We start from the raw sequence: 23,555 nt of genomic DNA on the forward strand, positions 1-23,555 counted from the left end.
CAAGCCCCGGATTCTATACTGTCCGGCTCTTTCCTCCCGGTCCCCGGGCCCTGTCTGGAGTGGTGCATGCGGATACTCGGTGAAGCCCTGACCTTCGATGACGTTCTGCTGATTCCCGGGCACTCGAACGTCATCCCGCGCGACGTCGACATCTCCACCCGGATCAGCCGCGGGATCACGCTCAGCGCGCCGCTGGTCTCCGCGGCCATGGATACGGTGACCGAGGCCAGCCTGGCGATCGCCATGGCGCAGGAGGGCGGCATCGGCATTGTCCACAAGAACATGCCGGCCGAGGCCCAGGCCCGCGAGGTCTGGCAGGTCAAGAAATACGAAAGCGGGGTGATCAGCGAGCCGATCACCGTGGGGCCCGACGCTTCCATTGGCGACGTGGTGCGGCTGACCCGGGACAGCCACATCTCCGGCGTGCCGGTGGTGGACGGCAACGATCTGCGCGGCATCGTGACCTCGCGCGATCTGCGCTTCGAGACCCGCATGGAGGCCCCGGTCTCCGAGATCATGACCCCGCGCGACCGGCTGGTCACCGTGCGCGAGGGTGCCGGGCGCGAAGAAATCCTCGGTCTGCTGCACAAGCACCGCATCGAGAAGGTGCTGGTGGTCAACGACGCCTTCGAGCTGCGTGGCATGATCACCGTGAAGGATATCCAGAAGTCCACCGAACACCCGTATGCCAGCAAGGACGAGCGCGGCCGCCTGCGCGTGGGCGCTGCGGTGGGCGTGGGCGAGGGCACCGACGAGCGCGTCGCCGCGCTGGTCGAGGCCGGCGTGGACCTGATCGTGGTGGATACCGCTCACGGTCACTCGCAGGGGGTGCTGGATCGCGTCGCCTGGGTGAAGAAGCACTACCCGGACGTGCAGGTGGTGGGCGGCAACATCGCCACCGCCGATGCGGCGAAGGACCTGGTGGCCGCCGGCGCCGACGGGGTCAAGGTCGGTATCGGCCCGGGCTCGATCTGCACCACCCGCGTGGTGGCCGGGGTCGGCGTGCCGCAGATCACCGCGATCTCCGAGGTGGCCGGGGCCCTGGAAGGGACCGACGTGCCGCTGATCGCCGACGGCGGCGTGCGCTTCTCCGGCGATCTTGCCAAGGCGGTGGCCGCCGGTGCCCATTGCGTGATGCTGGGCTCGATGTTCGCCGGCACCGAGGAGGCGCCGGGCGAGGTCGAGCTCTACCAGGGGCGCTCCTACAAGATCTACCGCGGCATGGGCTCGCTGGGTGCGATGCAGCAGGGCTCCTCCGACCGCTACTTCCAGGACCCGAACGCCCCGGCCGACAAGTTCGTGCCCGAGGGTATCGAGGGCCGCGTGCCGTACAAGGGCTCGATCGTCGCCATCATCTATCAGCTGATGGGTGGCCTGCGCTCCTCGATGGGCTACGTGGGCGCGCAGAACATCGCCGAAATGCGCAGCAAGCCACAGTTCGTGCGCGTGACGGCCGCCGGCATGCGCGAGAGCCACGTGCACGACGTGGCGATCACCAAGGAAGCCCCGAACTATCGCATGGACTGATTCGGCCCGCCGGCCGGATCCCCGACACAGACCCCGGCCGCCCGGCCGGGGCAGTGGATGACCTCATGACCCAGGATCTGCACGCCCACCGCATTCTGGTACTGGACTTCGGTTCCCAGTACACCCAGCTGATCGCCCGCCGCGTCCGCGAGGCCGGAGTCTATTCCGAGGTCCATGCCTGGGACATGCCGGCGGAGGACATCCGTGCGTTCGCGCCCACCGGCATCATCCTTTCGGGCGGACCGGAGTCGGTGAACGTCGAGGCACCACCGCGTGCCGAGGACGTGGTGTTCGAGCTGGGCGCGCCGGTGCTGGGCATCTGCTACGGCATGCAGACCATGGCCGCACAGCTGGGCGGACGCGTCGAACCCTCCGAACGCCGCGAGTTCGGCTATGCCCAGGTGCGCGCCCGCGGCCATACCCCGCTGCTCCGCAATATCGAGGACCACACCACGCCCGAGGGCTACGGGATGCTCGACGTGTGGATGTCGCACGGCGACCACGTGACCGAGCTGCCGGAGGGCTTTCGTCTGATGGCCTCCACCGACTCCGCGCCGATCGCCGGCATGGCCGACCCGGACCGCGGCTTCTATGGCGTGCAGTTCCACCCCGAGGTGACCCACACCACGCAGGGACAGCGGATTCTCGAACGCTTCATCTACGAGATCTGCGGCTGCGAGGCGCTGTGGACCGCCGACAACATCATCGAGGACATGGCCGCGCGGGTGCGCGAGCAGGTCGGCGACCAGCGCGTGGTGCTGGGCCTGTCCGGCGGGGTGGATTCCTCGGTGGTGGGCGCGCTGCTGCACAAGGCGATCGGCGACCAGCTCACCTGCGTGTTCGTGGACACCGGCCTGCTGCGCGAGGGCGAGGGCGACCAGGTGATGGCGACCTTCGCCCGCCATCTGGGCGTGAACGTGATCCGGGTGGATGCCGAAGACCGCTTCATGAGCGCGCTGGCCGGCATCGAGGACCCCGAGGCCAAGCGCAAGGTGATCGGCGGGCTGTTCATCGACGTGTTCGACGAGGAGGCCGGCAAGCTGGAAAACGTGAAGTGGCTGGCCCAGGGCACGATCTACCCCGACGTGATCGAGTCGGCCGACTCCAAGACCGGCAAGGCCCATGTGATCAAGTCGCACCACAACGTGGGCGGCCTGCCGGAGAACATGAAACTCGGTCTGGTCGAGCCGCTGCGCGAGCTGTTCAAGGACGAGGTGCGCAAGATCGGTGTCGAACTGGGCCTGCCCACCGAAATGGTCTACCGCCACCCGTTCCCGGGGCCCGGCCTGGGCGTGCGCATCCTCGGTGAGGTGAAGAAGGAATACGCCGATCTGCTGCGTCGGGCGGATGCGATCTTCATCGAGGAACTGCGCAAGGCCGATCTGTACGACCGGACCTCGCAGGCGTTCGCGGTGTTCCTGCCGGTCAAGTCGGTGGGGGTGATGGGCGACGGCCGGCGCTACGACTACGTGGTCGCGCTGCGCGCGGTGGAGACCATCGACTTCATGACCGCCCGCTGGGCGCATCTGCCGTACGACTTCCTCGACCACGTCTCGCGCCGCATCATCAACGAGATCCCCGGCATCTCGCGCGTGACCTACGACATCTCCGGCAAGCCCCCCGCCACCATCGAGTGGGAGTGAGTCCCGCCCCCTGCTCGAGGGGCGGTCCTACTCGAAGATCTGGTTGACGTGGTTCAGGCCGGTCTCGTCGGTGTCCCAGTCCAGGGTCAGCCGGTCGGGGTCGCCGGTGAGGCGGCGAAAGGCCGGGACCTCGCTCCGGTCCACGGTGGCGAGGCGGTGGCGGGTGCCACCGTAGGACTCGATGTTGGCGGCCTGCAGGATGTCGGTGTAGGAGACCGGCTCGTGGGCGCCCGGATCCTGGCGGATCTTTTCGTGATCGCCCACCGCGCGCACGATCTCCGGGTCGAAGTTCCAGCTCTTGAGCATCGCCCGGCCCATCGCCACGTGGGCCGCGTCGATCGCGGCCTGGATCGCGCGCGGATCCTCGTAGATCTCTTCCACCTTCTCGGCGCGACGCAGAATGGGCACGGCGCCGATGTCGTGGACCAGTCCGGCCAGCAGCGCGATGTCCGCGTCCAGATGGCGCTGCCGGCGGGCCAGCAGGTAGCTGAGGACCGCGACCTCCAGGCTGTGGGCCCAGAGCTGTTCCATGCGCTCGCGGATGGCCTCGTTGCCGGTCTGGAAGACTTCCTTCATCGAATGGGTCAGCACGACCTGGCGCACTCGTTCCATGCCCAGTCGGGTCACGGCCGAGTGGATGGTGGAGCAGCGATGCAGCCCGCGATAGGCGGGGCTGTTGGCCTGGCGTACCAGACGCGAGGCCAGGGCGGTGTCGCGCGAGATCAGGTTGACCAGGTCGGCGATCGTGCTGTTGTCGTCCTGCACGATGAACAGCGCCTGCACGGAGATGTCCGGCAGGGTGGGGATGTCCACCAGCTGCCGGTCGAGGTCGCTTCGCAGTTTCTCGAGGAAGTTTTCGACATCCGTGCGGGTAGCCAAAAGATGCACTCCGTGCGGCGTTTCTGTGGCGTGAAGTATGCTACAGCCACCGGCTTTCGGGGTTGCAGGTCCCATGGGCCGTCGCCCGGATGGTGGCCCGCAACCCCGTAGCACGCGCCTGCGCGGCGGGGTGCCGTAGCGCAGGTCAGGCGGCTTCGGCGAGGCCCTCCGCGCGGCCGGGGCGGCCCTGCTTGAGGGTCACCAGTTCCTCGGCGCTGGTGGGATGCAGCGGGATGGTCAGGTCGAGGTCGCGCTTGGTCGCACCCATGCGCACCGCCACCGCGAAGCCCTGCAGCATCTCGTCGACGTGGGGGCCGATCATGTGGATGCCGACCACCTTTTCGTCATCCCCGGCGCACACCAGCTTCATCACCACCGGCGGGACCTCGCCTTCCGCAAAGGCCCGGTCGAGGCCACCGAAGCGGGTCTCGTAGACCCGCACCGAATCGCCGTGGCGTTCCACCGCCTGCGGCTCGGTCAGTCCGACCATGCCGGCGGTGGGATGGGTGAAGGTCACCGTGGGGATCTGTTCGTAGTCCACCGGCACCGGGTTGTTTTCGGGGGCATACCAGTGCTCGGCCAGACGCCGGCCGGCAGCGATCGCCACCGGGGTCAGCGGGCCCTTGCCGATGATGTCCCCCAGGGCGTAGATCCCCTCGACATTGGTTGCCTGCCATTCGTCCACCGGGATGGTGCCGCCGGGACCGATTTCCACGCCGGCCTCTTCCAGCCCCATGTCCGCGGTCGCCGGCTTGCGGCCGACGGCCCACAGTACCTGCTGGTAGGGGCCGAGTTCTTCACCGCCTTCCAGCTGCACGGTGACCGCGCCCGGTTCGCCGCCCAGCCCGGCCACCTTCACCCCGAGGTGACGGCCGATGCCCTGGTGCTCCATGTGCTGGTCCAGGGCTTCGCTGATGGCGGGATCGAACATCTCCAGCACGCGGTCCTCCATCGCGACCACGTCGGTCTGCACGCCCATGGAGCGCAGCATCCCGGCCATCTCCAGGCCGATGTAGCCGGCCCCGATCACGGCGATGGACTCCGGCAGTTCGGTCCACTGGAAGAAGTCGTCCGAGGTCGCGCCCAGTTCGGCGCCCTCCAGCGGCGGCACCACCGGCGCGCCGCCCATGGCCAGCACGATGCGGTCGGCTCGGTATTCGGTGCCGCTTTCGCTGATCACGCGGTCGCTTCCGTTCAGCCGGGCACGCTCGGCGATATGGGTCACGCCCAGCTTCTCCAGGTGCCCGGCCCAGAAGTCATTCAGGTTGCCGAGCAGCTTTTGCCGTTGCTCGGCCAGGTCGCCATAGCGAATGCCCCGGATGTCCACGTCCACGGCGAATTCGGCGGCCTGGCGGGCCTGGCTCATGTGTTCCGCGGCGTACCAGGTGAGCTTTTTCGGCACGCAGCCCTCATTCACGCAGGTCCCGCCCAGCGGTTTCGGGTCGAACACGGCGACGCGGGCGCCATGGGGCGCGGCGCGTTCGGCTACCGCCAGGCCGCCGCTGCCGCCGCCGATCACGATGATGTCGTAGTGTTCCATGCTCTTTTCCCTGTTCGTTGTCGGTCTGATTCGAAGTCTGCCATGGCGAGCGCTCAAGGAGCGGTCGCCGGGGTCCGCCATCCGTGTCCGCAGGTCCGAGGGGGGGCGGCCTGCGGACACGGATGGCCACCCGTGGTGGCCGGGGCGGGCCGGGCCCGCCCCGGATCCGGGATCACGCCGCCTGGCGCTCGCGGTGGATCCACTGCTCCAGTTCTTCGGAGCCGCCGATGCGGTGGCCGCCGACGAACACCTGGGGCACGGTCATCGCGCCGGTGGCGGCGCGCAGGCTGCGCAGGCTGGCGTCACGGCCGAGCACGATCTCCTCGTAGTCCAGGTCCGCGTCCTCCAGCATCTGCTTGGCGCTGGCGCAGTACGGGCAGCCCGGCTTGGTGAATACCACCACGTCCTCGGGGCAGGCCGCATCCGGCGCCACGTACGACAGCATGGTGTCGGCGTCGGAGACCACGAAGGGGTCGCCCGGCTCGTCCGGCTCGATGAACTGCTTCTCGATCACGCCGTCGCGCACCAGCATGGAATAGCGCCAGGAACGCTCGCCGAAGCCGAGGTCGCTCTTGTCGACCAGCATGCCCATCTTCTCGGTGAACTCGCCGTTGCCGTCCGCCAGGAAGGTGATGCGGTCGGCTTCCTGGTCGGCCTGCCAGGCTTCCATCACGAAGCCGTCATTGACCGAGATGCACACGACCTCGTCGATGCCGTGCTTCTTCAGAACCGGCGCCAGCTCGTTGTAGCGCGGCACGTGGGCCGAGGAGCAGGTCGGGGTGAAGGCGCCCGGCAGGGCAAACACCACCACGTTGCGGCCGTTGAAGATGTCCGCGCTGCGGACGTCGTTCCAGTCGTTGTCCTTGCGGCAGCGGAAGGTGACTTCCGGGACGCGCTGACCTTCGCGATTTTCCAGTTCCATGTTCTCTCTCTCCTGTTGCAGATTGCGGTTTCGGAAACGGGTGAAAAGTCCTGTGCCGGCCCGTGGCCGACGACAGGTGCAAGACTAAGGGGTGCTCTTCGATAAATCTAATCTTTTATAATTAAAATGCTATTAGCCCAAGGCTATGATCGAGGTCGCCGGGGGAAGGACCTCGCCATGGACCTTCATGCCGGACGCGCCAGGATCACGCGGTTGCGGCCGTCGTGCTTGGCACGGTAGAGGGCCTGGTCCGCAACGGCGATCAGCTGGCCGGGGGCACCGGCATCGCGGGGGAACAGCGCCGCCCCGATGCTGACGGTGACCCGTGAGCGGTTCAGCGGTTCGGGCCATCGGGCCCCGGCCACGGCGGCACGCAGGGTCTCGGCGAAGTCCTCGGCCCGGACCGGGTCCGCACCCGGCAGGGCGATCATGAATTCCTCGCCACCCCAGCGCATGGCGATGGCGTGTTCCGGCAGCGATTCGCGGATGCACTCGCCGAAACGTTCCAGTACCGTGTCTCCAGCCTGATGGCCGTGACGATCGTTGATGGTCTTGAATTCGTCGAGATCCAGCGCCAGCAGCGCCAGGGGCCGATCCTCGTGCTCGCAGGCGGTGAAGGCCTTCTCGAACAGTTCCTGTCCCCGCCGGCGGTTGTAAAGGCTGGTGAGCGAGCAGTAATCCGCCCTTTGCTGAAGGGACAGTTCGAGGGTCTTGGCGTCGGTCACGTCGTGGATCATGCCGCAGACCCGCAGTGGCTTTCCGTGGTCGTCCCGCAGCACGATGCGTCCGCGGTCGGAGACCCAAAGATAGTGCCCGTTGCGGTTGCGCAGCCGGTATTCGGCGTGAAAGGCGGGCCGGCGGCCGGCCAGATGATCCTCCAGTTTGGTCAGGACCAGCGGCCGGTCCTCGGGGTGCACGTTCTCCTTCCAGGTGTCGATGACCTCTTCCATCTCGTCGGGACCGTACCCCAGCAGGGACTTCAGGTTCGGGCTGAACACCAGACGTTCCTGCTGCGGATACCAGTCCCAGACCCCCTCGGCGATGTCGTACAGGACCTGCCAGTGTTCGCGGCCGGCGTCCTCGTCCGGCGACGACCCGCGTTCGGGGATCTCGCGGGCGACCGACACGAAATACTCGCGCCCGTCGACATGCTGCACCGACGTCAGGATCTCCACCGGGATGGCCGAACCGTCCGCGTGGCGGTGCTCGCCGAGGAAGCGATAGGGCGCCTGGTTGCGGATGACCTCGGCGATCTCGCTCCAGGCCGGCATGCCCTGTACGCCGGTCTGGAGCGACATCACCGATTCGTGCAGGAGCTGGTCACGGCTGAGCCCGAGGCTGGCATGCGCCTTTTCGTTGCCGTCGATGATCCGCGAGGTCTCCGGATCGATGATATAGACGGCGTCCGGGAGGCCGTGAAAGAACGACGCGGCTGAAGCGGCCATGGGGATCCCGGCTGAAGCGACTGGGGCCGGCATTTTACCCCGGCCGGCGCGGGGTTGCGAGCGCGGGCACCGGATCGAGGTTGACGTGCGTGGCCGAAACCCTGATGCTTTCGGGTTCGGTCGGGCGGCGGTGATCCGTGCGGCCAACAGCGTTATGGTGGTCCGTATCAGTCCCCTCGCGACGACAGGTTGTGAACCCCGCCAGGCCCGGAAGGGAGCAACGGTAGCAACCGCGTCGGGCGCCGGGGTGTGGCGGGTGCGGGCCACCTCCCTTCCAGTTTCGCTTTCCGGTGGGGCCGAGTGCCCGGAGGCCACGGCGACCGCTCCGTCCATGGGAGAGGCATGAGTCACCAGGTTCTGGCCCGCAAGTGGCGGCCCTCACGTTTCGAGGATCTCGTCGGTCAGCCGCACGTGGTGCGCGCGCTCTCCAATGCGCTGTCCGGCGAGCGGCTGCATCATGCCTATCTGTTCGCCGGCACCCGCGGCGTGGGCAAGACCACCGTGGCGCGCATCCTGGCGCGCTGTCTCAACTGCGAGACGGGGGTGACCGCCGAACCCTGCGGCCAGTGCCGTTCCTGCGTGGAGATCGCCGAGGGGCGGCACCTTGACCTGATCGAGGTCGACGCCGCCTCGCGCACCCGGGTGGACGACACCCGCGAGCTGCTGGACAACGTGTCCTACGCCCCCACCACCGGCCGCTTCAAGGTGTACCTCATCGACGAGGTGCACATGCTGTCGGAGAAGAGCTTCAACGCGCTGCTCAAGACCCTGGAAGAACCGCCGGAACACGTGAAGTTCCTGCTGGCGACCACCGACCCGCAGAAGCTGCCGGTGACGGTGCTGTCGCGCTGTCTCCAGTTCAACCTCAAGCCGATGCCGGCGCCGCTGATCGCCGATTATCTGACCGGGGTGCTCGAGACCGAGGGCGTGGGTGCCGAACCCGGTGCGCTGCTGCGTCTGGCCGAGGCGGCCGAGGGCTCGATGCGCGATGCGCTCAGTCTCACCGACCAGGCCATCGCCTACGCCGGCGATCAGCTGAGCGAGGGGGCGACCTGCGACATGCTGGGGCTGCTGCCACGCACCCGGCTGACCGGGCTGCTGGATGCGGTGTTCGCCGGGGACGGTGCGGCGCTGGTCCACGGTCTTGCCGAGCTGGATGCCCTGGGGCCGGACTGGTCGCGGCTTCTGGATGAACTGGCCTCGTTGCTGCATCGGGTGGCGGTACTGCAGGTGGCGGGCGAGGTGGCCGATGGCGGCGAAGCGGGCCTGGACTGGGCGCGCGAGGCCGCCGGCCGCGAAGACCCCGAGGCGATCCAGCTCGCCTATCAGATCCTGATCCATGGCGTACGCGACCTGCCGTATGCACCGGAACCGCGCATGGGGGTCGAAATGACCCTGCTGCGGCTGCTGGCCTTCCGTCCGGAGGGCTCGCCGGAGCCCGCGTCCGGTACCACAACCGGCGGGAGCGGCGCGGCTGGCCGGCCCGAGAACCCCGCGAACCGGGGCCCGGCGGTGCAGGCCGAGCCCGCGTCCCGTGCCGCGCCCGCGGCCGAGGCCGAGGCCCCGGAGCCGGCGCGGGCAAGCCCGTCTTCCACGCGCGGGCCGGATGCCGGGGAGGCCGGCGCGGTACGCGAGCCGCATGCGGCCTCGGCCTCCGCGCCCCCGGAGAAGACCGCCGGAGCCGATGCGGCGGGCGCTGCCCGCCCGGCGCCGGCCCCGGTGCCCGCCGCTCCGGTGGCCGAGGGCGAATTCGACTGGCATGCGTTTGCCGCAGGTCTTCCCGCGGGTACCGCGCGTGAAATCGCGCTGCAGGCCGAATTTCGTTCGCTGGATACGGAGCGGCTGACGCTCGCGCTGCCGACCGACTACCGCATGCTGTGCACGGAACGGGCCCGGGAACGCTTGTCCAGGTCCCTGGAGGCGCATCTCGGCCGCGGCGTGCGTCTGGAGATCGTGGATCAGGAAGAAGCCGGTGGTGACACGCCGGCCGCGCGTCTTGCGGCGGATGCCGAGGCGCGTCAGGCTGAAGCCGAGTCCGCCATGCGGCAGGATCCGGTGGTGCAGGCGCTGCACGAGCGCTTCGGGGCCGAACTCGGCCCGGTGCGCCTGCGCGACGACGACCCGACACTTAATCAGGACCCCGGAACAGCGGGACAGGAGAACCGAAAATGATGAAAGGCGGCATGGGCAACATGATGAAGCAGGCCCAGAAAATGCAGGAAGAAATGCAGCGCGTGCAGGCCGAGCTGGCCGAGATGGAGGTCGAGGGCCAGGCCGGTGGCGGGCTGGTCAGCGTGACCCTGACCGGCAAGCACGAAGCACGCAAGGTGCGGATCGATCCCAGCCTTTTCCAGGACGATCCCGATATGATCGAGGATCTGGTGGCCGCGGCCATCAACGATGCCGTGCACAAGGTGGACACCACCAGTCAGGAACGCATGAGTGAACTGACCAGCGGCATGGGCCTGCCGGCGGGCATGAAACTGCCGTTCTGAGCCGGACCGCGGTGGATACGGAACTCGACGACCTGGTACAGGCACTGCGCTGCCTGCCGGGGGTGGGCGGCAAATCGGCCCGGCGCATGGCGCTGCACCTGCTGGAACGCGACCGCGAGGGCGCACGGCGCCTGGCACGGGCGGTGGACGCCGCGGTGGAGAACATCGGCCACTGTTCGGTGTGCCGGACGCTGACTTCGGCGGAGACCTGCGAGCGCTGTCTGGATCCCGATCGCGACGACCACGTCCTGTGCGTGGTCGAGAGCCCCGGTGACGTGATGGCGATCGAGGCGGCGACCGACTTCAACGGTCGCTTCCACGTGCTTCTGGGGCGGCTGTCGCCGCTGGACGGCATCGGCCCCGAAGAACTGGGGCTGGACCGGCTCGAGGAACGCCTGCGCCAGCAGGGCACCGAGGAGCTGATACTCGCCACGAACACCTCCGTGGAGGGCGAGGTCACCGCCCACTACCTGGCCGAGATGGCCGGGCGCCTGGGAATCCGCGCCACGCGCATCGCGCAGGGGATCCCCAGTGGCGGGGAGCTGGAATACACCGATGCGGGGACCCTGGCGCACGCCTTGTCGGGGCGCCGCGATTACTGATATAAATCGCGCCGGCCGGGCGCGGTGGAGGCACCATGGAAGACTGCATCTTCTGCAAGATCGTGGCCGGGGAGATCCCCGCGACCATCGTCCGCGAGACCGATGACGTGATCGCCTTCGAGGACCTGCATCCCCAGGCGCCGCTGCATGTCCTGGTGATTCCGCGGCGGCACATCGCGACCCTGAACGACCTCACCGCCGAGGACGCGGAAACCGTCGGCAACATGGCCCGGGTGGCGGCCGGCATCGCCGCCGAGCGGGGCTATGCCGAGGACGGCTATCGTACCGTGATGAACTGCAACCAGCAGGGCGGTCAGACGGTCTACCATATACATATGCACCTGCTCGGTGGTCGGCCTCTCGGCTGGCCCCCGGGCTAGCGAACACGACGGGCCGGGGAGGCCGGCGCCGTGACAAACGGGAGAACGGGCGTGAAGCGACGCGGAAATCATGACGGCACAACGGCCATGGCCGGGGCGGGGAATTCGCCGGGCCGTGCGCGCGTTGTTGCCCGGCTGGCGGTGCCGCTGATGCTGGTCGCGACGTGCGCGACGCCGATGGTTGCGGCGGCCGAAGTGGTCGAAGACGACACCACCCGCTTCTCCGTGACCCGGACCCTGAATCTCGACGGCGGCGATCCGGTTGCGGGGGTGGGCGACCTGTCCTCCTTCTCCGGTGCGGCGGGTGCGGGCGGAGAGACCCGGCCCGATCCGCGTTATCGCCTGATGCTGGATGCCGACGCGGTGTCGCGTCCGGCGGACGACATCACCGGTGTGGGCGATCGTTTCGAGGCGACCGGCGCTTTCCGCCAGCGCCTGGGGTCCAGTGGCCTGGGGTACGGGATCGATCTGGGCTTCGGTATGGAGTCGCGCTCTGCGCCGGGACACCTGCGCGAGGATGCGGGTACCACTTCCTATTTTACCGACTTCAGCTTCGGCCCTACCTTCGAGTCGGGCGGTTTCGACAGCCAGCTGCGGGTCGGCGTGCGCCAGCCGCTGGCGGGCGATTCGCGCGAAACGGTCGCTGCGGGAGGTGGCCTGCAACCGCGCGATCACACGCGTGGCGCCAGCTATCTGAGCCTCGACGGCAGCCTCCGCCTGCGCAACGAAAGCGAGCTGTCGATGAGCCTGTTCTACGATGACTATTCGCTGGAATCCTCCGAAGGCTGGATGGAAGACCGGCTGGAATTCGACGGCATGCGTCCCGAATCCGGAGGTTCCTCGTCGGTGTTCGGCGTGGAGATGGGCCTGACCTTCTGATTCGTTTTGTTTCGTGCCGCGGGGGCGCTGCCGGGCTCAGTCCCGGCGCCGGGTCTCCGCTCGCAGTTCCTGCCAGGCCTCCAGCCGTTCCTGCGGCAGCTCGCCGGCGGCGACCGCCGCTCTCACCGCACACCCCGGTTCGGCCGCGTGCCGGCAGTCGCGAAAGCGGCATTCCCGGGCCCGTTCGGCGATGTCCGGGAACCCGCGCTCGAGCGTGTCGGCGTCGTCCAGCTCCGGCGTGAAGTCGCGCACCCCGGGGGAATCGATCCATGCGCCATCCCCCGCCAGCGGATACCAGCGCGCCGTGGTCGTGGTGTGGCGCCCTTCGCCGGTCTGCCCCAGGGTCGCGGTTTGCAGGGCCTGTTCCGGCGCGTTGCCGGTGCGGCGCAGCAGTGCATCGATCAGCGATGACTTGCCGGTGCCGGACTGGCCGACCAGGATGTTGCTGCCCCCCTCGGCGGCCGCCGCCAGGGTGTCCAGCCCGGTGCCCTCGTGCACGCTGACCGGCAGCGCCTGCAGGCCCAGATGGCCGTACTGCCGGTCCAGGCGCTGCGCGCCGCCGGGATCCAGCTCGCATTTGTTGAACAGCAGCCGGGGTTCGGCCGGCAGGTTGTGGATCGCTACCAGGAAGCGGTCGATCAGGAAACGCGCCGGTGCCGGCTCGGCCGCCACCACGATCCAGACCCGGTCCACTCCGGCGGCGATGGTCTTGCGGCGGCCGTAGCCGTCGCGCCGCACCAGTGCATTGCGGCGCGGCTCGCGGCGCAGGATGCGGTGGCCGTTGGTTTCCACGCGGTCCCCGCAGACCAGATCCCCCGTGCGGCGCTGCAGCTGCACGCGATGCAGATGGCCATCCTCGTCGAGGAGGTCGGCCCTCTGGTTGAGGCGGGCGGCAACCCGCGCGCGGGCGGGCAGGGGATCCGCGGTCGTGGGGACCGCGGATCCCGGGTTCCGGGCGGACCGGCTCATGCAGGCTGCATCGACGGGTCAGTCGAACAGCGCATCCACGCGCGCGGCGCAGATGAAATCGTTTTCGGTCAGTCCGCCCACCGCGTGGGTGGAGAACTGGACCCGGCAACGGTTGAAGCCGACTTCCATGTCGGGATGGTGATCCTCGACATGGGCGATCCAGGCCACCGCGTTCACGAAGGCCATGGTCTCGTGGAAATTGCGGAAGCGGAACTCGCGCCGGATGTCCTTCGTGTCGCCGCCCAGTTCCCAGGATTCGTGCAGCTGGCCCAGGGCCCGGGTCGCCTCCTCGGCCGGCATCGGGTCGGTAAAGCCTTCGCAGGCCTGGCAGTGACGCGTCTTCAGATCGCTCATGGGGGTTCAGTCGAATCCGTAGTATTCGTCGTTGAGGTAGGCCACGATGGCTTCGATCTCGTCATCGAAGAAGGCGGTGCCGATGTTGGCATCGCAGCGCCGGACCATCGATACCAGTTCATCATGATCGCCGACCATGCGGTCGTCGCGGGTGTACATTCCGGAGCCGTCGCCGCCGTGCATGTCGGCGTGGCAGCTGACGCAGTTGTTCTCGTGCAGATCCTGGCCCATCCGGATTTCGTCGTTCGCCTGCGCGGTGGCGGTCATGCCGCCGGCCAGTGCCAGCGCGGCCAGAGAGGTGGTGAGGTGTCGCATGGGGCCCTCCTTCTTCGTGGATGCGGGTCTTGTTCGTTGCTCGATGCGACGGGCCCCCCGGGGCCCGTCCCCATGATGATAGACTGCATCGCGCCATCATAGGGCACGACCGGGTGCCGCAGAGGAGAGACAATGACGGCGAGTGCGGAAAATCTGATCTGGATCGACCTGGAAATGACCGGCCTGGAGCCGGAAACCGACCGGATCATCGAAGTGGCGACCATCGTAACCGACAAGCACCTCGAGATCCTGGCCGAGGGCCCGGTGATCGCGGTGTTCCAGTCGCCGGAGGTGCTGGACGGGCTGGACGCCTGGAACCAGCGCACGCACGGCGAATCGGGCCTGCTGGATCGCGTGCGCCACAGCGACCACGACGAGACCGCCGCGGAGCGCGAGACGCTGGCGTTTCTGGAAAAGTGGGTACCGAAGGGGCAGTCGCCGATGTGCGGCAATTCCATCTGCCAGGATCGCCGTTTCCTGGCGCGCAACATGCCGGAGCTGGAGGCCTGGTTCCACTACCGCAATCTCGACGTGTCCACGCTCAAGGAACTGGCGCGGCGCTGGGCGCCGGACGTGCTCCAGGGGCTGTCGAAGAACGCCTCGCATCAGGCCCTGCAGGACATCCGCGACTCGATCGACGAATTGCGGCACTATCGCGAAAAGTTCATTCAGCTCCCGCCGGCGGCGCGCCCCGCCAGCTGACCGGCGGGCGAGGGCGGCACCAGCACGGTGGGGGTGCCGTCCAGTTCCGGATCGCGTTCGGGGTAATCCAGCAGGTAATGCAAGCCGCGGCTCTCGCGCCGGGCCAGCGCGCTCTGCACGATGATCTCCGCCACCATGCCCAGGTTGCGCAGCTCGATCAGGTCGGGCGAGATTCGGTAGTGGCTGTAATATTCGTGGATTTCTTCCTGCAGGATGCGGATGCGCCGCTGCGCGCGCAGCAACCGGCTGCGGGTGCGCACGATCCCGACGTAGTCCCACATCAGCCGGCGCAGTTCGTCCCAGTCGTGCGCCACCACCACTTCCTCTTCCGACTCGGTCACCCGGGATTCGTCCCAGGCCGCCGGGACCGGCAGGGCCTCGGGGGCGGGCAGATCGGTCTGCGACAGGATGTGCTCGGCCGCGGCGCGGGCATAGACCAGGCATTCCAGCAGCGAGTTGCTGGCCATGCGGTTGGCCCCGTGCAGCCCGGTGCAGGATACCTCGCCGGCGGCGTAAAGCCCCGGCAGGTCGGTCTGCCCGAAGGGGTTCACCACCACTCCGCCGCAGGTGTAGTGCGCGGCTGGCACCACCGGCAACGGCTCGCGCGTCATGTCGAAGCCGTATTCCAGGCAGCGTTCGTGAATGGTGGGGAAGTGTTCGCGGATGAAATCCGCCGGCTTGTGGCTGATGTCGAGATAGACATGGTCGATCCCGAGACGTTTCATCTCGTGGTCCACCGCGCGCGCCACGATGTCGCGCGGGGCCAGCTCGCCACGCTCGTCAAAGCGCGGCATGAAACGTTCGCCGTCGGGCAGCTTGAGCAGTCCGCCTTCGCCGCGCACCGCCTCGGAGATCAGGAACGACTTGGCCTGCGGGTGGTACAGGCAGGTCGGATGGAACTGCATGAATTCCATGTTCGCGACCCGGCACCCCGCCCGCCAGGCCATCGCGATCCCGTCACCGGTCGCGCCGTCGGGATTGGAGCTGTACAGATAGACCCGGCTGGCGCCTCCGGTGGCCATGATCACCGTGGGGGCCATGATCGTCTGTACCTCGCGGGTCGCGGTGTCCTGGACATAGGCCCCGACCACGCGGCGCACGCCGTCCACTCGCGAGGTGATCAGATCCACCGCCACATGGCGTTCAAGCACGTCGATGCTGGCGGTGTCGCCGGTGCTGCGCACCAGCGCGTCCTCGATCGCGCGGCCGGTGGCATCGGCGGCATGTGCCACGCGGCGGGCGCTGTGCCCGCCCTCGCGCGTCAGATGCAGCCGGCTGCGGCCCTCGAAGGATTCGCGCGTGAATGGCACCCCGAGGTTGAGCAGCCACTGGATCGCCTCGGGCCCGGCCGCGACGGTGCGGCGCACCGCGTCCGCATCGCACAGCCCGGCACCGGCGTCGATGGTGTCGTCGATGTGGGCGTCGAAGGAATCCTGGCGGTCGAGCACTGCCGAGATGCCGCCCTGGGCATAGCGGGTCGAGCCCTCGTCCACCGGGCCCTTGCTGAGGACCACGACTCGGCGATGCGGGGCGAGATGCAGGGCCGCGCTCAGTCCGGCCGCACCGCTGCCGATTACCAGCACGTCGGCTTTGCGGGCTTGTTGTGCTGTATCCATGCGTCAGGTAACGTTTTGCGCTTGTTGCGCAATGGCCGGGAAGCCGGGAGCAATCCCCGGCGAGCGGGTTTCGAACTTCATGCAGGTCAGGCGGTCCATGAACCCTAGAATACTGGAGACGAGTCGCCGAACGGGAGTCCCCGGATGAGCGAGAAGGCTTCCGACGAGGCCCTGGTTCGGCGTGTCCAGAATGGCGAGAAAGAGGCCTTCGACATCCTGGTCCTGAAGTATCAGCACAAGATCGTGAATCTTGTCGGCCGCTATGTGCACGACCACGCCACGGCCCTGGATATCGCCCAGGAAGCCTTCATCAAGGCCTATCGCGGTCTCGCGAACTTTCGCGGCGAAAGTGCGTTCTACACCTGGCTGTACCGGATCGCCATCAACACCGCCAAGAATCATCTCGTCTCCCAGGGGCGGCGCCGGCCCGAATCCGAGGTCGATGCGCAGGATGCCGAACAAATGGGGGGCGATTCCGCTCTCAAGGACAATGCAACCCCCGAGGGGGAAGCGCTGTCGCAGGAGATAGAGGCGGCCGTCCAGCGCACGATCGACGAGCTGCCGGACGATCTGCGGACCGCGATCACTCTGCGCGAGATCGAAGGTCTGAGCTACGAAGAAATCGCGCAGACCATGGGATGTCCGATCGGCACGGTCCGGTCGCGCATCTTCCGGGCGCGCGAGGCCATCGACGAGACCTTGCGACCATTGTTGAACGACTGAATGAGCATGATCGTATGAGTGAACAAGTCAGCAAGACGGAGCGTCTCTCGGCCCTGGTGGACGACGAGACCGAGGCGTTCGAGACGCGTCGCCTGGTGGACGAGCTGCTGCAGTCGGAAGAAGATCGCAAGCAATGGGAACGCTATCACCTGATCGGGGACTCGCTGCGCGGCGGGATGCGCATGACCGCGCCTCCGGATCTGCTTGAGGGGGTGCGCGAACAACTGGCCGAGGAAGAGCCGCTGCATGTCGAACCGGAGCACTCCGGGGTCGATCGGGCCACCCGTTCGCGCTGGTTCCGGCCGGTGGCCGGCACCGGAGTGGCGGCGGCCGTTGCGGTGGTGACCCTGGTGGGCATGCAGATGATGGGCACCGGTCAGCCCGGCGGCGACGCAACGCCCGGCATGGCCGCGGGCGAGTCCGCTCCGGCCGAAGTGCAGACGGCCAGCACGCCCGCGGGCACCGACGAGGCGGCCAGCGGCGCCGGCATGCCCGACGCGGACGAGCCGGGCGAGGAGCTGGACCCGCGCTTCGTGCGTTATTTCGAGAACCACGCCGACCTGACCGGTCCCGGCTCCGCTGCTTTCGGGCGGGTACGTTATTCGGTTGGCGAAGAGTAAACCATGATGCGCGGAGGTCTGCCCTGGGTGCTGGCGGCTTCCGTCGCCCTGCTCCCGCTGCCGGTGATCGCCAGTGATCCCGGCCCCGCCGAGTGGCTGGAACGCATGTCCGCGAGCGTGCATTCGGAAAGTTACCGGGGGACATTCGTCCTGCAGCGCAAGGATCGCCTCGATACGGTGCGTGTGATCCACGCCATCGAGGACGGAGGTTATCGCGAACGGCTGCATACCCTCAGTGGCCAGGAGCGCGAGGTCGTGCGCTCGGTGGATCGCCTCAGTGCCCAGTCCGGGACCGGGGCCGCCTCTGGCGGGCAGGCCGCCGAAGCCGGATCCGCCCCGCGCTGGCCGGTGAGTTCCCCGGTTCACCTGCTGGCGGAACACGACGGCTATTCCCTCAAGGATCAGGGTCGCAGCCGCGTGGCCGGGCATGCCTGCCGCATGCTGCTGGCCCGCGCCGGTGACCTGCTGCGCTACAGCCACCGCTACTGCCTGCACGAAGACACCGGCCTGCCGCTGCTCAGCGAACTCTATTCCGGGAGCGGCCAGCTGCTCGAACGCCTGGCGTTTACCGATCTCGAACTGCTGGACCGCGTGCCGGACGCCGCCCTCGAGCCGGTCAGTGAAGGGGCCGACCGGATCGAGGTGCGCGCCGAGCGCGGACATCTGCGCCCCGACCCCGACGGCCGGGACTGGGGCTTCAGTGAACTGCCGTCGGGCTTCCGCCTGGTGGTGGCGCGCGAACGCAGCAGCGATGATCCGGAACAGCCCGGCCGCTATTTCGTGGTCAGCGATGGCCTGGCCTCGGTCTCGGTGTACGTCGAGCCGGTGGAAGGCGAACGCCGGTTCGAGGGCGCGACCCGCGCCGGTGCCACGCATGCGGTGGCCCGGATCGAGGGCGATTATCAGATCACGGCCGTCGGCGACGTGCCCCGCGAAACCGTGGAGCGCCTCGCCGCCGCCATGCATCCGCCGCAGTCCGACCGGGGCCGGCATGAGTGACTGGCATGAGTGACTGGATCGAGGAACAGGGCGAAGTCCTCGACGTGGACGGGCACACCGCCCGTGTGCGCATCCAGCGCCGTTCCACCTGTGGCAGCTGTTCCGCGCGCAGCGGTTGCGGCAGCGGGGTCCTGTCGGACGTCCTCGGGCGCAAGCCCATCGAGGTCCGGGTCGGCCATTCCGGCGACCTGCAGGCCGGCGATACCGTCACTCTCGGCGTGCGCGATACCGCGCTGGTTGCGGGTGCGCTGATGATGTATCTGCTGCCGCTGGCCGGACTGATCGGCGTGCCCGCGCTGGGCATGGCCCTGTTCCCCGGTGCCGGCGAGGGCGTGCTGCTGCTGGCGGGCCTCGGTGGCCTCGGGGCGGGGTTGCTGGGGGTGCGTCGCTGGATGCGCCAGCGCGATGCCGCGTTCCGTCCGGTGGTGCTCGCGCGCCAGCCGGGCAGCGGCATCGTGCGGCCGGTCGCCACCCGCACCGGCTGATCCTGCCGCGGCCCGCGGGGAACTTGCGCGCTTTCGCGGCGTCCAGAGGCATGTCCTTTCAAGCTTCCCGGAGAGGGGTTCAATGATGCTGAAACCGATGCAATGGGCGCTGGTCGCCCTGGTCTTTCTGGCCCTGTCCCTGCCCGCTTCGGCGCGGCATCTGCCCGATTTCGTGCCGCTGGCGGAAGAACACAGCCCGGCGGTGGTGAACATCTCGGCCACCCGCACCACCGAGGTGCCCGAGCACGGCGGCATGCGCCAGTTCGAAGGGACACCGTTCGAGGACCTGTTCGAGCGTTTCTTCGGCGAGCCCCCGGGTTCCGGCGGCGACCCGCGCCAGCGCGAGCGCGATTCGCTCGGCTCCGGCTTCATCTACAGCGAAGACGGCTACATCGTGACCGCCAACCACGTGGTCGAGGGTGCCTCGGAGATCGTAGTCCACCTGTCCGACCGGCGCGTGTTCAATGCCGAGGTCGTCGGTACCGACCCGCAGAGCGACGTGGCCCTGCTGAAGATCGACGCCGAGGACCTGCCCACGCTGGAGCTGGGTTCCTCCGAGGAGCTCCGGGTCGGGGAATGGGTCCTGGCGATCGGCTCGCCGTTCGGCTTTGATCACTCGGTCACCGCCGGGATCGTCAGCGCCAAGGGGCGCAGCCTGCCGAGCGAGAACTACGTACCCTTCATCCAGACCGACGTGGCCATCAACCCGGGCAACTCCGGTGGTCCGCTGATGAATCTCGACGGCAAGGTGATCGGGATCAATGCGCAGATCTACAGCCGTACCGGCGGGTTCATGGGCCTGTCGTTTGCGGTCCCCATCGAAGTGGTGGGCGACGTGGTGACCCAGCTGCGTGAACACGGCGAAGTGACCCGCGGATGGCTGGGTGTGCTGATCCAGGAGGTTACCCGGGATCTGGCCGAGTCGTTCGACATGGACAAGCCCTCCGGTGCCCTGGTCGCCCGAGTGCAGGCGGACAGTCCCGCGGAGAAGGCGGGGTTCGAGGCCGGTGACGTGATCCTGCGCTTCAATGGCCTGGACGTGCCGAATTCCAGCGCGCTGCCGCCGATTGTCGGCCGCACGCCGGTGGGCAGCGAGGTCGAGGTGGACATCCGTCGCGGCTCCGAGGACAAGACCCTCGAGGTCACCATCGAGGCGCTGCCCGAGGACGTCGCCGAACGCCGGTCGGCCCCGGCGCAGCCGGAGGAGGCCCGGCCCGAGCCGCAGAGCCTGCTGGGCATGCGCCTCGAGCCGCTGGACGCCGAAACCCGCGAGGAGCTTGGCGTCGACAACGGCCTGGTGGTGCTGGAGGTCGAGGACAACCCCGCGCGCAGCGCCGGCGTGCGGCCGGGCGACGTGATCGTGCAGTTCGCGCGGCAGCCGGTGGGTTCGCTGGAAGAGCTGGAAGAACGCATCGAGCAGGCCGGCCCCGGCACGACCGTCCCGGTGCTGATCCAGCGCGGTGGCAACCCCACCTTCATCGCCCTGCGCATTCCGCAGGACTGACGGGGCCGCCGGCCGGCCCCGGGTGTCGGGGCCGGGTTTCGGGGCCGGTGCATCGCACATGACGCAACTGACGGTGTACCATCGCGAAGGCTGCGGGCTCTGCGAGCATATGCTCGCAGAGCTTTTTGCTTTGCAAAGCCGTTATACTTTTACGCTCGACGTCGTCGACATCGACGAGGACCCGGACCTGCGGGAACGCTACAACACCAAGGTGCCGGTTCTTGCCGTCGACGGCGACATTCTCTGCTGCCACTTTCTTGACCGAGAGGCACTGCTGGACCTGCTGGGGCCCGCATGAGTGATACCCGTCTGACCCGTAACTTTTCCATCATCGCCCACATCGACCACGGCAAGTCGACCCTTGCGGACCGCCTGATCCAGGGCTGTCGCGGGCTGACCGAGCGCGAGATGTCGGAGCAGGTGCTGGACTCCATGGATCTTGAACGCGAACGCGGGATCACCATCAAGGCGCAGAGCGTGTCGCTGTACTACGACGCCAACGACGGCCAGCGCTACCAGCTGAACTTCATCGATACCCCGGGCCACGTGGATTTCTCCTACGAGGTCTCGCGCTCGCTGTACGCCTGCGAGGGTGCGCTGCTGGTGGTGGATGCCTCCCAGGGCGTGGAGGCGCAGAGCGTGGCCAACTGCTACACCGCCATCGACCAGGGGCTGGAAGTCGTGCCGGTGCTCAACAAGATCGACCTGCCCGCGGCCGAACCCGACCGTGTGGCCGACGAGATCGAGGACGTGATCGGGATCGAGGCCACCGATGCCCTGCGGGTGTCGGCCAAGACCGGCGAGGGCATCAGCGAGCTGCTGGAGGAGCTGGTGCGGCGCATCCCCCCGCCGCAGGGCGATTCGGAAGCTCCGCTGAAGGCCCTGATCATCGACTCGTGGTACGACAACTACCTGGGCGTGGTGGCGCTGGTGCGGGTCAAGGCCGGGCGCCTGCATGCCGGCCAGAAGATCAAGGCGATGGCGGTGGAACGCCCGCACGAGGTCAATCGTGTGGGGGTGTTCACGCCCAAGCCGGTGGATCGCGAGTATCTGGACGTCGGCGAGGTGGGCTACATGATCGCCACCATCAAGGACATCTCCGGGGCCAAGGTCGGTGACACGATCACCGACTTCAACAACCCGGCGGACGAGCCGATCCCCGGGTTCCAGGAGATCCAGCCGCGGGTATTCGCCGGTCTGTTCCCGGTCTCCGCGGACGACTTCAACGACCTGCGCGACGCGCTCGACAAGCTGCGCCTGAACGATGCCGCGCTGTCATTCGAGCCGGAGACCTCGGCGGCCCTGGGCTTCGGCTTTCGCTGCGGCTTCCTCGGCATGCTGCACATGGAGATCGTGCAGGAACGCCTGGAGCGTGAATACGGCCTGGACCTGATCAATACCGCGCCCACCGTGGTCTACGAGGTGGAAAAGAACGACGGCAGCGTGGTGCCCGTGCACAACCCTTCGGAGCTGCCGCCGAACAACGAGGTCGCCGAGATCCGCGAGCCGGTCATCGAGGCGAATATCCTCGTGCCGCAGGAGTACGTCGGCGCGGTCATGACCCTGTGCGTCGAAAAGCGCGGGGTGCAGACCCGCATGGCCTATCACGGGCGTCAGGTGCAGCTGTCCTACGAACTGCCGATGGCCGAGGTCATGCTGGACTTCTTCGACCGGCTCAAGTCCGCGACCCGCGGCTATGCCTCGTTCGACTACCACCCGCTGCGTTTCCAGGCAGCCCCGCTGGTGCGGGTCGACATCCTGATCAACGGCGACCGGGTGGATGCGCTTTCGGCGATCGTGCATCGCGACCAAGCCGAATCGCGTGGACGCGAGATCACCGAGCGCATGGCGAAGATCATCCCGCGGCAGATGTACGAGGTGGCCATCCAGGCGGCGATCGGCTCCAAGATCATCGCGCGTTCGACGGTCAAGGCGATGCGCAAGAACGTGCTCGCCAAGTGCTACGGCGGGGACGTGAGCCGCAAACGCAAGCTGCTGGAGAAACAGAAGGAAGGCAAGAAGCGGATGAAGTCCATCGGCAAGGTGGACGTTCCGCAGGAGGCCTTTCTCGCGGTACTCTCGGTGGACGAGAAATGACGGGAACCACCGGGCCGTCGGGCCGGTAGCGGGGGCAGGGAAACAGCATGGCGAATCTGGAACTGATCCTGGTCGTGGCGACCGCGGTAACCGGCCTGATCTGGCTGGTATGGGCGGTGCTGCGCCGACGGCTGAGCCCCGAGCGCCGGGCGAAGATGCCCTGGTATGTGGACTACTCGCGCTCGTTCTTCCCGATCCTGCTGATCGTGCTGGTCCTGCGCTCGTTCGTTGCCGAACCGTTCCGCATCCCCTCGGGCTCCATGATGCCGACCCTGCTGGTGGGCGATTTCATCATGGTGAACAAGTTTTCCTATGCCGTACGCCTGCCGGTCACGCGCACCAAGATCCTCGACACAGGGGCCCCGGAACGCGGCGAGGTCGCGGTGTTCAAGTATCCGCGCAATCCGGCCGAGGACTACATCAAGCGCGTCGTGGGCCTGCCCGGCGACGAGATCGAGTTTCGCGACCGTGTGCTGTACGTCAACGGCGAGCCGCAGCCGGCCGAAGAGGTCGGCACCTTCGACGGCGAGGGCTCCGGTGCGGTGATGTCCGGTGCCACGCTGTTCGAAGAAAACATGGGCGAACGGACGTACAACACCCTGATGCGCGAAGACCGCCCGGCCGCGGAAGGGCGCGTGGTCGTGCCGGAAGGGCACTATTTCATGGTCGGGGACAACCGCGACAACTCCAACGACAGCCGGTCGTGGGGCTTCGTGTCCGAGGAGCTGCTGGTGGGGCGCGCGCTCTTCATCTGGCTGCACTGGGATTACAATGGTAGTCATATGGACTTTTCCCGCATCGGGCAGGCCATACGCTGATACATGACAGGGACGGGGGTAACCATGCAATCGAAGACCAG

24 protein-coding genes and 1 other RNA gene are annotated in these 23,555 nt (G+C 67.8%); 17 read left to right on the top strand and 8 right to left on the bottom strand.

All coding sequences use genetic code 11. The annotated features are described in order from the left end of the window. Window positions 1–66: 66 nt before the first annotated feature. Together guaB and guaA are read left to right on the top strand one after the other, a co-directional pair. Window positions 67–1,527 (top strand): IMP dehydrogenase, encoded by a 1,461-nt coding sequence (gene guaB, locus F790_RS0106875; protein ID WP_019569751.1) that lies wholly within the window; start codon window positions 67–69, stop codon window positions 1,525–1,527. A gap of 65 nt (window positions 1,528–1,592) precedes the next feature. After that, window positions 1,593–3,170: a glutamine-hydrolyzing GMP synthase gene (gene guaA, locus F790_RS0106880; RefSeq protein WP_019589678.1), complete on the top strand. Its 1,578-nt coding sequence runs from the start codon at window positions 1,593–1,595 to the stop codon at window positions 3,168–3,170. 27 nt (window positions 3,171–3,197) lie between these two features. Here the strand turns inward: guaA and F790_RS0106885 are convergent, their stop codons facing one another. From F790_RS0106885 to F790_RS0106900, 4 genes are all read right to left on the bottom strand, one after another. Further along, on the bottom strand, window positions 3,198–4,049 hold the full coding sequence (locus tag F790_RS0106885; protein WP_019589677.1) for an HDOD domain-containing protein: 852 nt from the start codon (window positions 4,047–4,049) through the stop codon (window positions 3,198–3,200). Window positions 4,050–4,194: 145 nt separating this feature from the next. After that, entirely contained in the window at window positions 4,195–5,589 is a 1,395-nt protein-coding gene (gene gorA, locus F790_RS0106890; RefSeq protein ID WP_019021909.1) for a glutathione-disulfide reductase, read from the bottom strand. Between the two features lie 172 nt (window positions 5,590–5,761). After that, window positions 5,762–6,511 carry a glutathione peroxidase gene (locus F790_RS0106895; RefSeq protein ID WP_019591195.1) on the bottom strand — a complete coding sequence of 250 codons (750 nt, stop codon included), beginning with the start codon at window positions 6,509–6,511 and terminating at the stop codon, window positions 5,762–5,764. 185 nt (window positions 6,512–6,696) lie between these two features. Continuing rightward, window positions 6,697–7,956 carry a diguanylate cyclase gene (locus F790_RS0106900; protein WP_019591196.1) on the bottom strand — a complete coding sequence of 420 codons (1,260 nt, stop codon included), beginning with the start codon at window positions 7,954–7,956 and terminating at the stop codon, window positions 6,697–6,699. 165 nt (window positions 7,957–8,121) lie between these two features. Between F790_RS0106900 and ffs the strand changes: the two genes are divergently transcribed. From ffs to F790_RS0106925, 6 genes are all read left to right on the top strand, one after another. Further along, window positions 8,122–8,218, top strand: an RNA gene (gene ffs / locus F790_RS14170) — signal recognition particle sRNA small type. Window positions 8,219–8,298: 80 nt separating this feature from the next. Next, window positions 8,299–10,128 (top strand): DNA polymerase III subunit gamma/tau, encoded by a 1,830-nt coding sequence (gene dnaX, locus F790_RS0106905; protein WP_018870168.1) that lies wholly within the window; start codon window positions 8,299–8,301, stop codon window positions 10,126–10,128. After that, window positions 10,125–10,451 (top strand): YbaB/EbfC family nucleoid-associated protein, encoded by a 327-nt coding sequence (locus F790_RS0106910; RefSeq protein ID WP_018870167.1) that lies wholly within the window; start codon window positions 10,125–10,127, stop codon window positions 10,449–10,451. The genes dnaX and F790_RS0106910 overlap by 4 nt, the downstream gene beginning before the upstream one ends. A gap of 11 nt (window positions 10,452–10,462) precedes the next feature. Next, window positions 10,463–11,053, top strand: a complete 591-nt coding sequence (recR, locus tag F790_RS0106915; protein ID WP_018870166.1) for a recombination mediator RecR — start codon at window positions 10,463–10,465, stop codon at window positions 11,051–11,053. 35 nt (window positions 11,054–11,088) lie between these two features. Further along, window positions 11,089–11,433 (top strand): histidine triad nucleotide-binding protein, encoded by a 345-nt coding sequence (locus F790_RS0106920; protein WP_018870165.1) that lies wholly within the window; start codon window positions 11,089–11,091, stop codon window positions 11,431–11,433. Window positions 11,434–11,520: 87 nt separating this feature from the next. Further along, complete coding sequence (locus F790_RS0106925) at window positions 11,521–12,312, top strand: hypothetical protein (RefSeq protein WP_019591197.1); 792 nt, start codon at window positions 11,521–11,523, stop codon at window positions 12,310–12,312. A 36-nt stretch (window positions 12,313–12,348) separates the two neighbouring features. Here F790_RS0106925 and rsgA read toward each other — a convergent pair whose 3' ends face one another. The 3 genes from rsgA to F790_RS0106940 are packed head-to-tail and all read right to left on the bottom strand — an operon-like array spanning window position 12,349 to window position 13,950. Beyond that, entirely contained in the window at window positions 12,349–13,281 is a 933-nt protein-coding gene (gene rsgA / locus F790_RS0106930) for a ribosome small subunit-dependent GTPase A (RefSeq protein ID WP_019591198.1), read from the bottom strand. Between the two features lie 18 nt (window positions 13,282–13,299). Next, window positions 13,300–13,635 carry a 4a-hydroxytetrahydrobiopterin dehydratase gene (locus F790_RS0106935; RefSeq protein ID WP_018947019.1) on the bottom strand — a complete coding sequence of 112 codons (336 nt, stop codon included), beginning with the start codon at window positions 13,633–13,635 and terminating at the stop codon, window positions 13,300–13,302. 6 nt (window positions 13,636–13,641) lie between these two features. Further along, window positions 13,642–13,950, bottom strand: a complete 309-nt coding sequence (locus F790_RS0106940; protein WP_018870161.1) for a cytochrome c — start codon at window positions 13,948–13,950, stop codon at window positions 13,642–13,644. A 132-nt stretch (window positions 13,951–14,082) separates the two neighbouring features. On the opposite strand from F790_RS0106940, the gene orn reads away from it, so the two are divergent. Beyond that, window positions 14,083–14,652 carry an oligoribonuclease gene (gene orn, locus F790_RS0106945; protein ID WP_019591199.1) on the top strand — a complete coding sequence of 190 codons (570 nt, stop codon included), beginning with the start codon at window positions 14,083–14,085 and terminating at the stop codon, window positions 14,650–14,652. Here orn and nadB read toward each other — a convergent pair. Continuing rightward, on the bottom strand, window positions 14,619–16,268 hold the full coding sequence (gene nadB, locus F790_RS0106950; RefSeq protein ID WP_026332884.1) for an L-aspartate oxidase: 1,650 nt from the start codon (window positions 16,266–16,268) through the stop codon (window positions 14,619–14,621). The two genes, orn and nadB, sit on opposite strands and share 34 nt — an antisense overlap. A gap of 144 nt (window positions 16,269–16,412) precedes the next feature. Here nadB and rpoE point away from each other — a divergent pair, with 144 nt between their 5' ends. The 8 genes from rpoE to lepB all read left to right on the top strand — a co-directional run bounded on the left by rpoE (window position 16,413) and on the right by lepB (window position 23,514). Next, window positions 16,413–16,991, top strand: coding sequence for an RNA polymerase sigma factor RpoE (gene rpoE / locus F790_RS0106955; RefSeq protein ID WP_018870158.1), 579 nt, complete (start codon window positions 16,413–16,415; stop codon window positions 16,989–16,991). Window positions 16,992–17,005: 14 nt separating this feature from the next. Then, window positions 17,006–17,611, top strand: a complete 606-nt coding sequence (locus tag F790_RS0106960; protein ID WP_019591201.1) for a sigma-E factor negative regulatory protein — start codon at window positions 17,006–17,008, stop codon at window positions 17,609–17,611. Between the two features lie 3 nt (window positions 17,612–17,614). After that, the gene (locus tag F790_RS0106965) at window positions 17,615–18,610 is read left to right on the top strand and encodes a MucB/RseB C-terminal domain-containing protein (protein WP_019591202.1); all 996 of its coding nucleotides are present in this window, start codon (window positions 17,615–17,617) and stop codon (window positions 18,608–18,610) included. Window positions 18,611–18,615: 5 nt separating this feature from the next. After that, window positions 18,616–19,095, top strand: coding sequence for a SoxR reducing system RseC family protein (locus F790_RS0106970; protein WP_019591203.1), 480 nt, complete (start codon window positions 18,616–18,618; stop codon window positions 19,093–19,095). Between the two features lie 82 nt (window positions 19,096–19,177). Next, entirely contained in the window at window positions 19,178–20,599 is a 1,422-nt protein-coding gene (locus F790_RS0106975) for a DegQ family serine endoprotease (RefSeq protein WP_019591204.1), read from the top strand. A gap of 58 nt (window positions 20,600–20,657) precedes the next feature. After that, the gene (locus F790_RS0106980; protein ID WP_018870153.1) at window positions 20,658–20,897 is read left to right on the top strand and encodes a glutaredoxin family protein; all 240 of its coding nucleotides are present in this window, start codon (window positions 20,658–20,660) and stop codon (window positions 20,895–20,897) included. Further along, window positions 20,894–22,696 (top strand): translation elongation factor 4, encoded by a 1,803-nt coding sequence (gene lepA / locus F790_RS0106985; RefSeq protein ID WP_018870152.1) that lies wholly within the window; start codon window positions 20,894–20,896, stop codon window positions 22,694–22,696. Before F790_RS0106980 ends, lepA begins: the two co-directional genes overlap by 4 nt. A gap of 47 nt (window positions 22,697–22,743) precedes the next feature. Further along, window positions 22,744–23,514, top strand: coding sequence for a signal peptidase I (gene lepB / locus F790_RS0106990; protein WP_019591205.1), 771 nt, complete (start codon window positions 22,744–22,746; stop codon window positions 23,512–23,514). Window positions 23,515–23,555 lie beyond the last annotated feature (41 nt).

The sequence above is a fragment of the Thioalkalivibrio sp. ALE20 genome (assembly GCF_000381405.1).
In the GTDB taxonomy this organism is placed as follows: domain Bacteria; phylum Pseudomonadota; class Gammaproteobacteria; order Ectothiorhodospirales; family Ectothiorhodospiraceae; genus Thioalkalivibrio.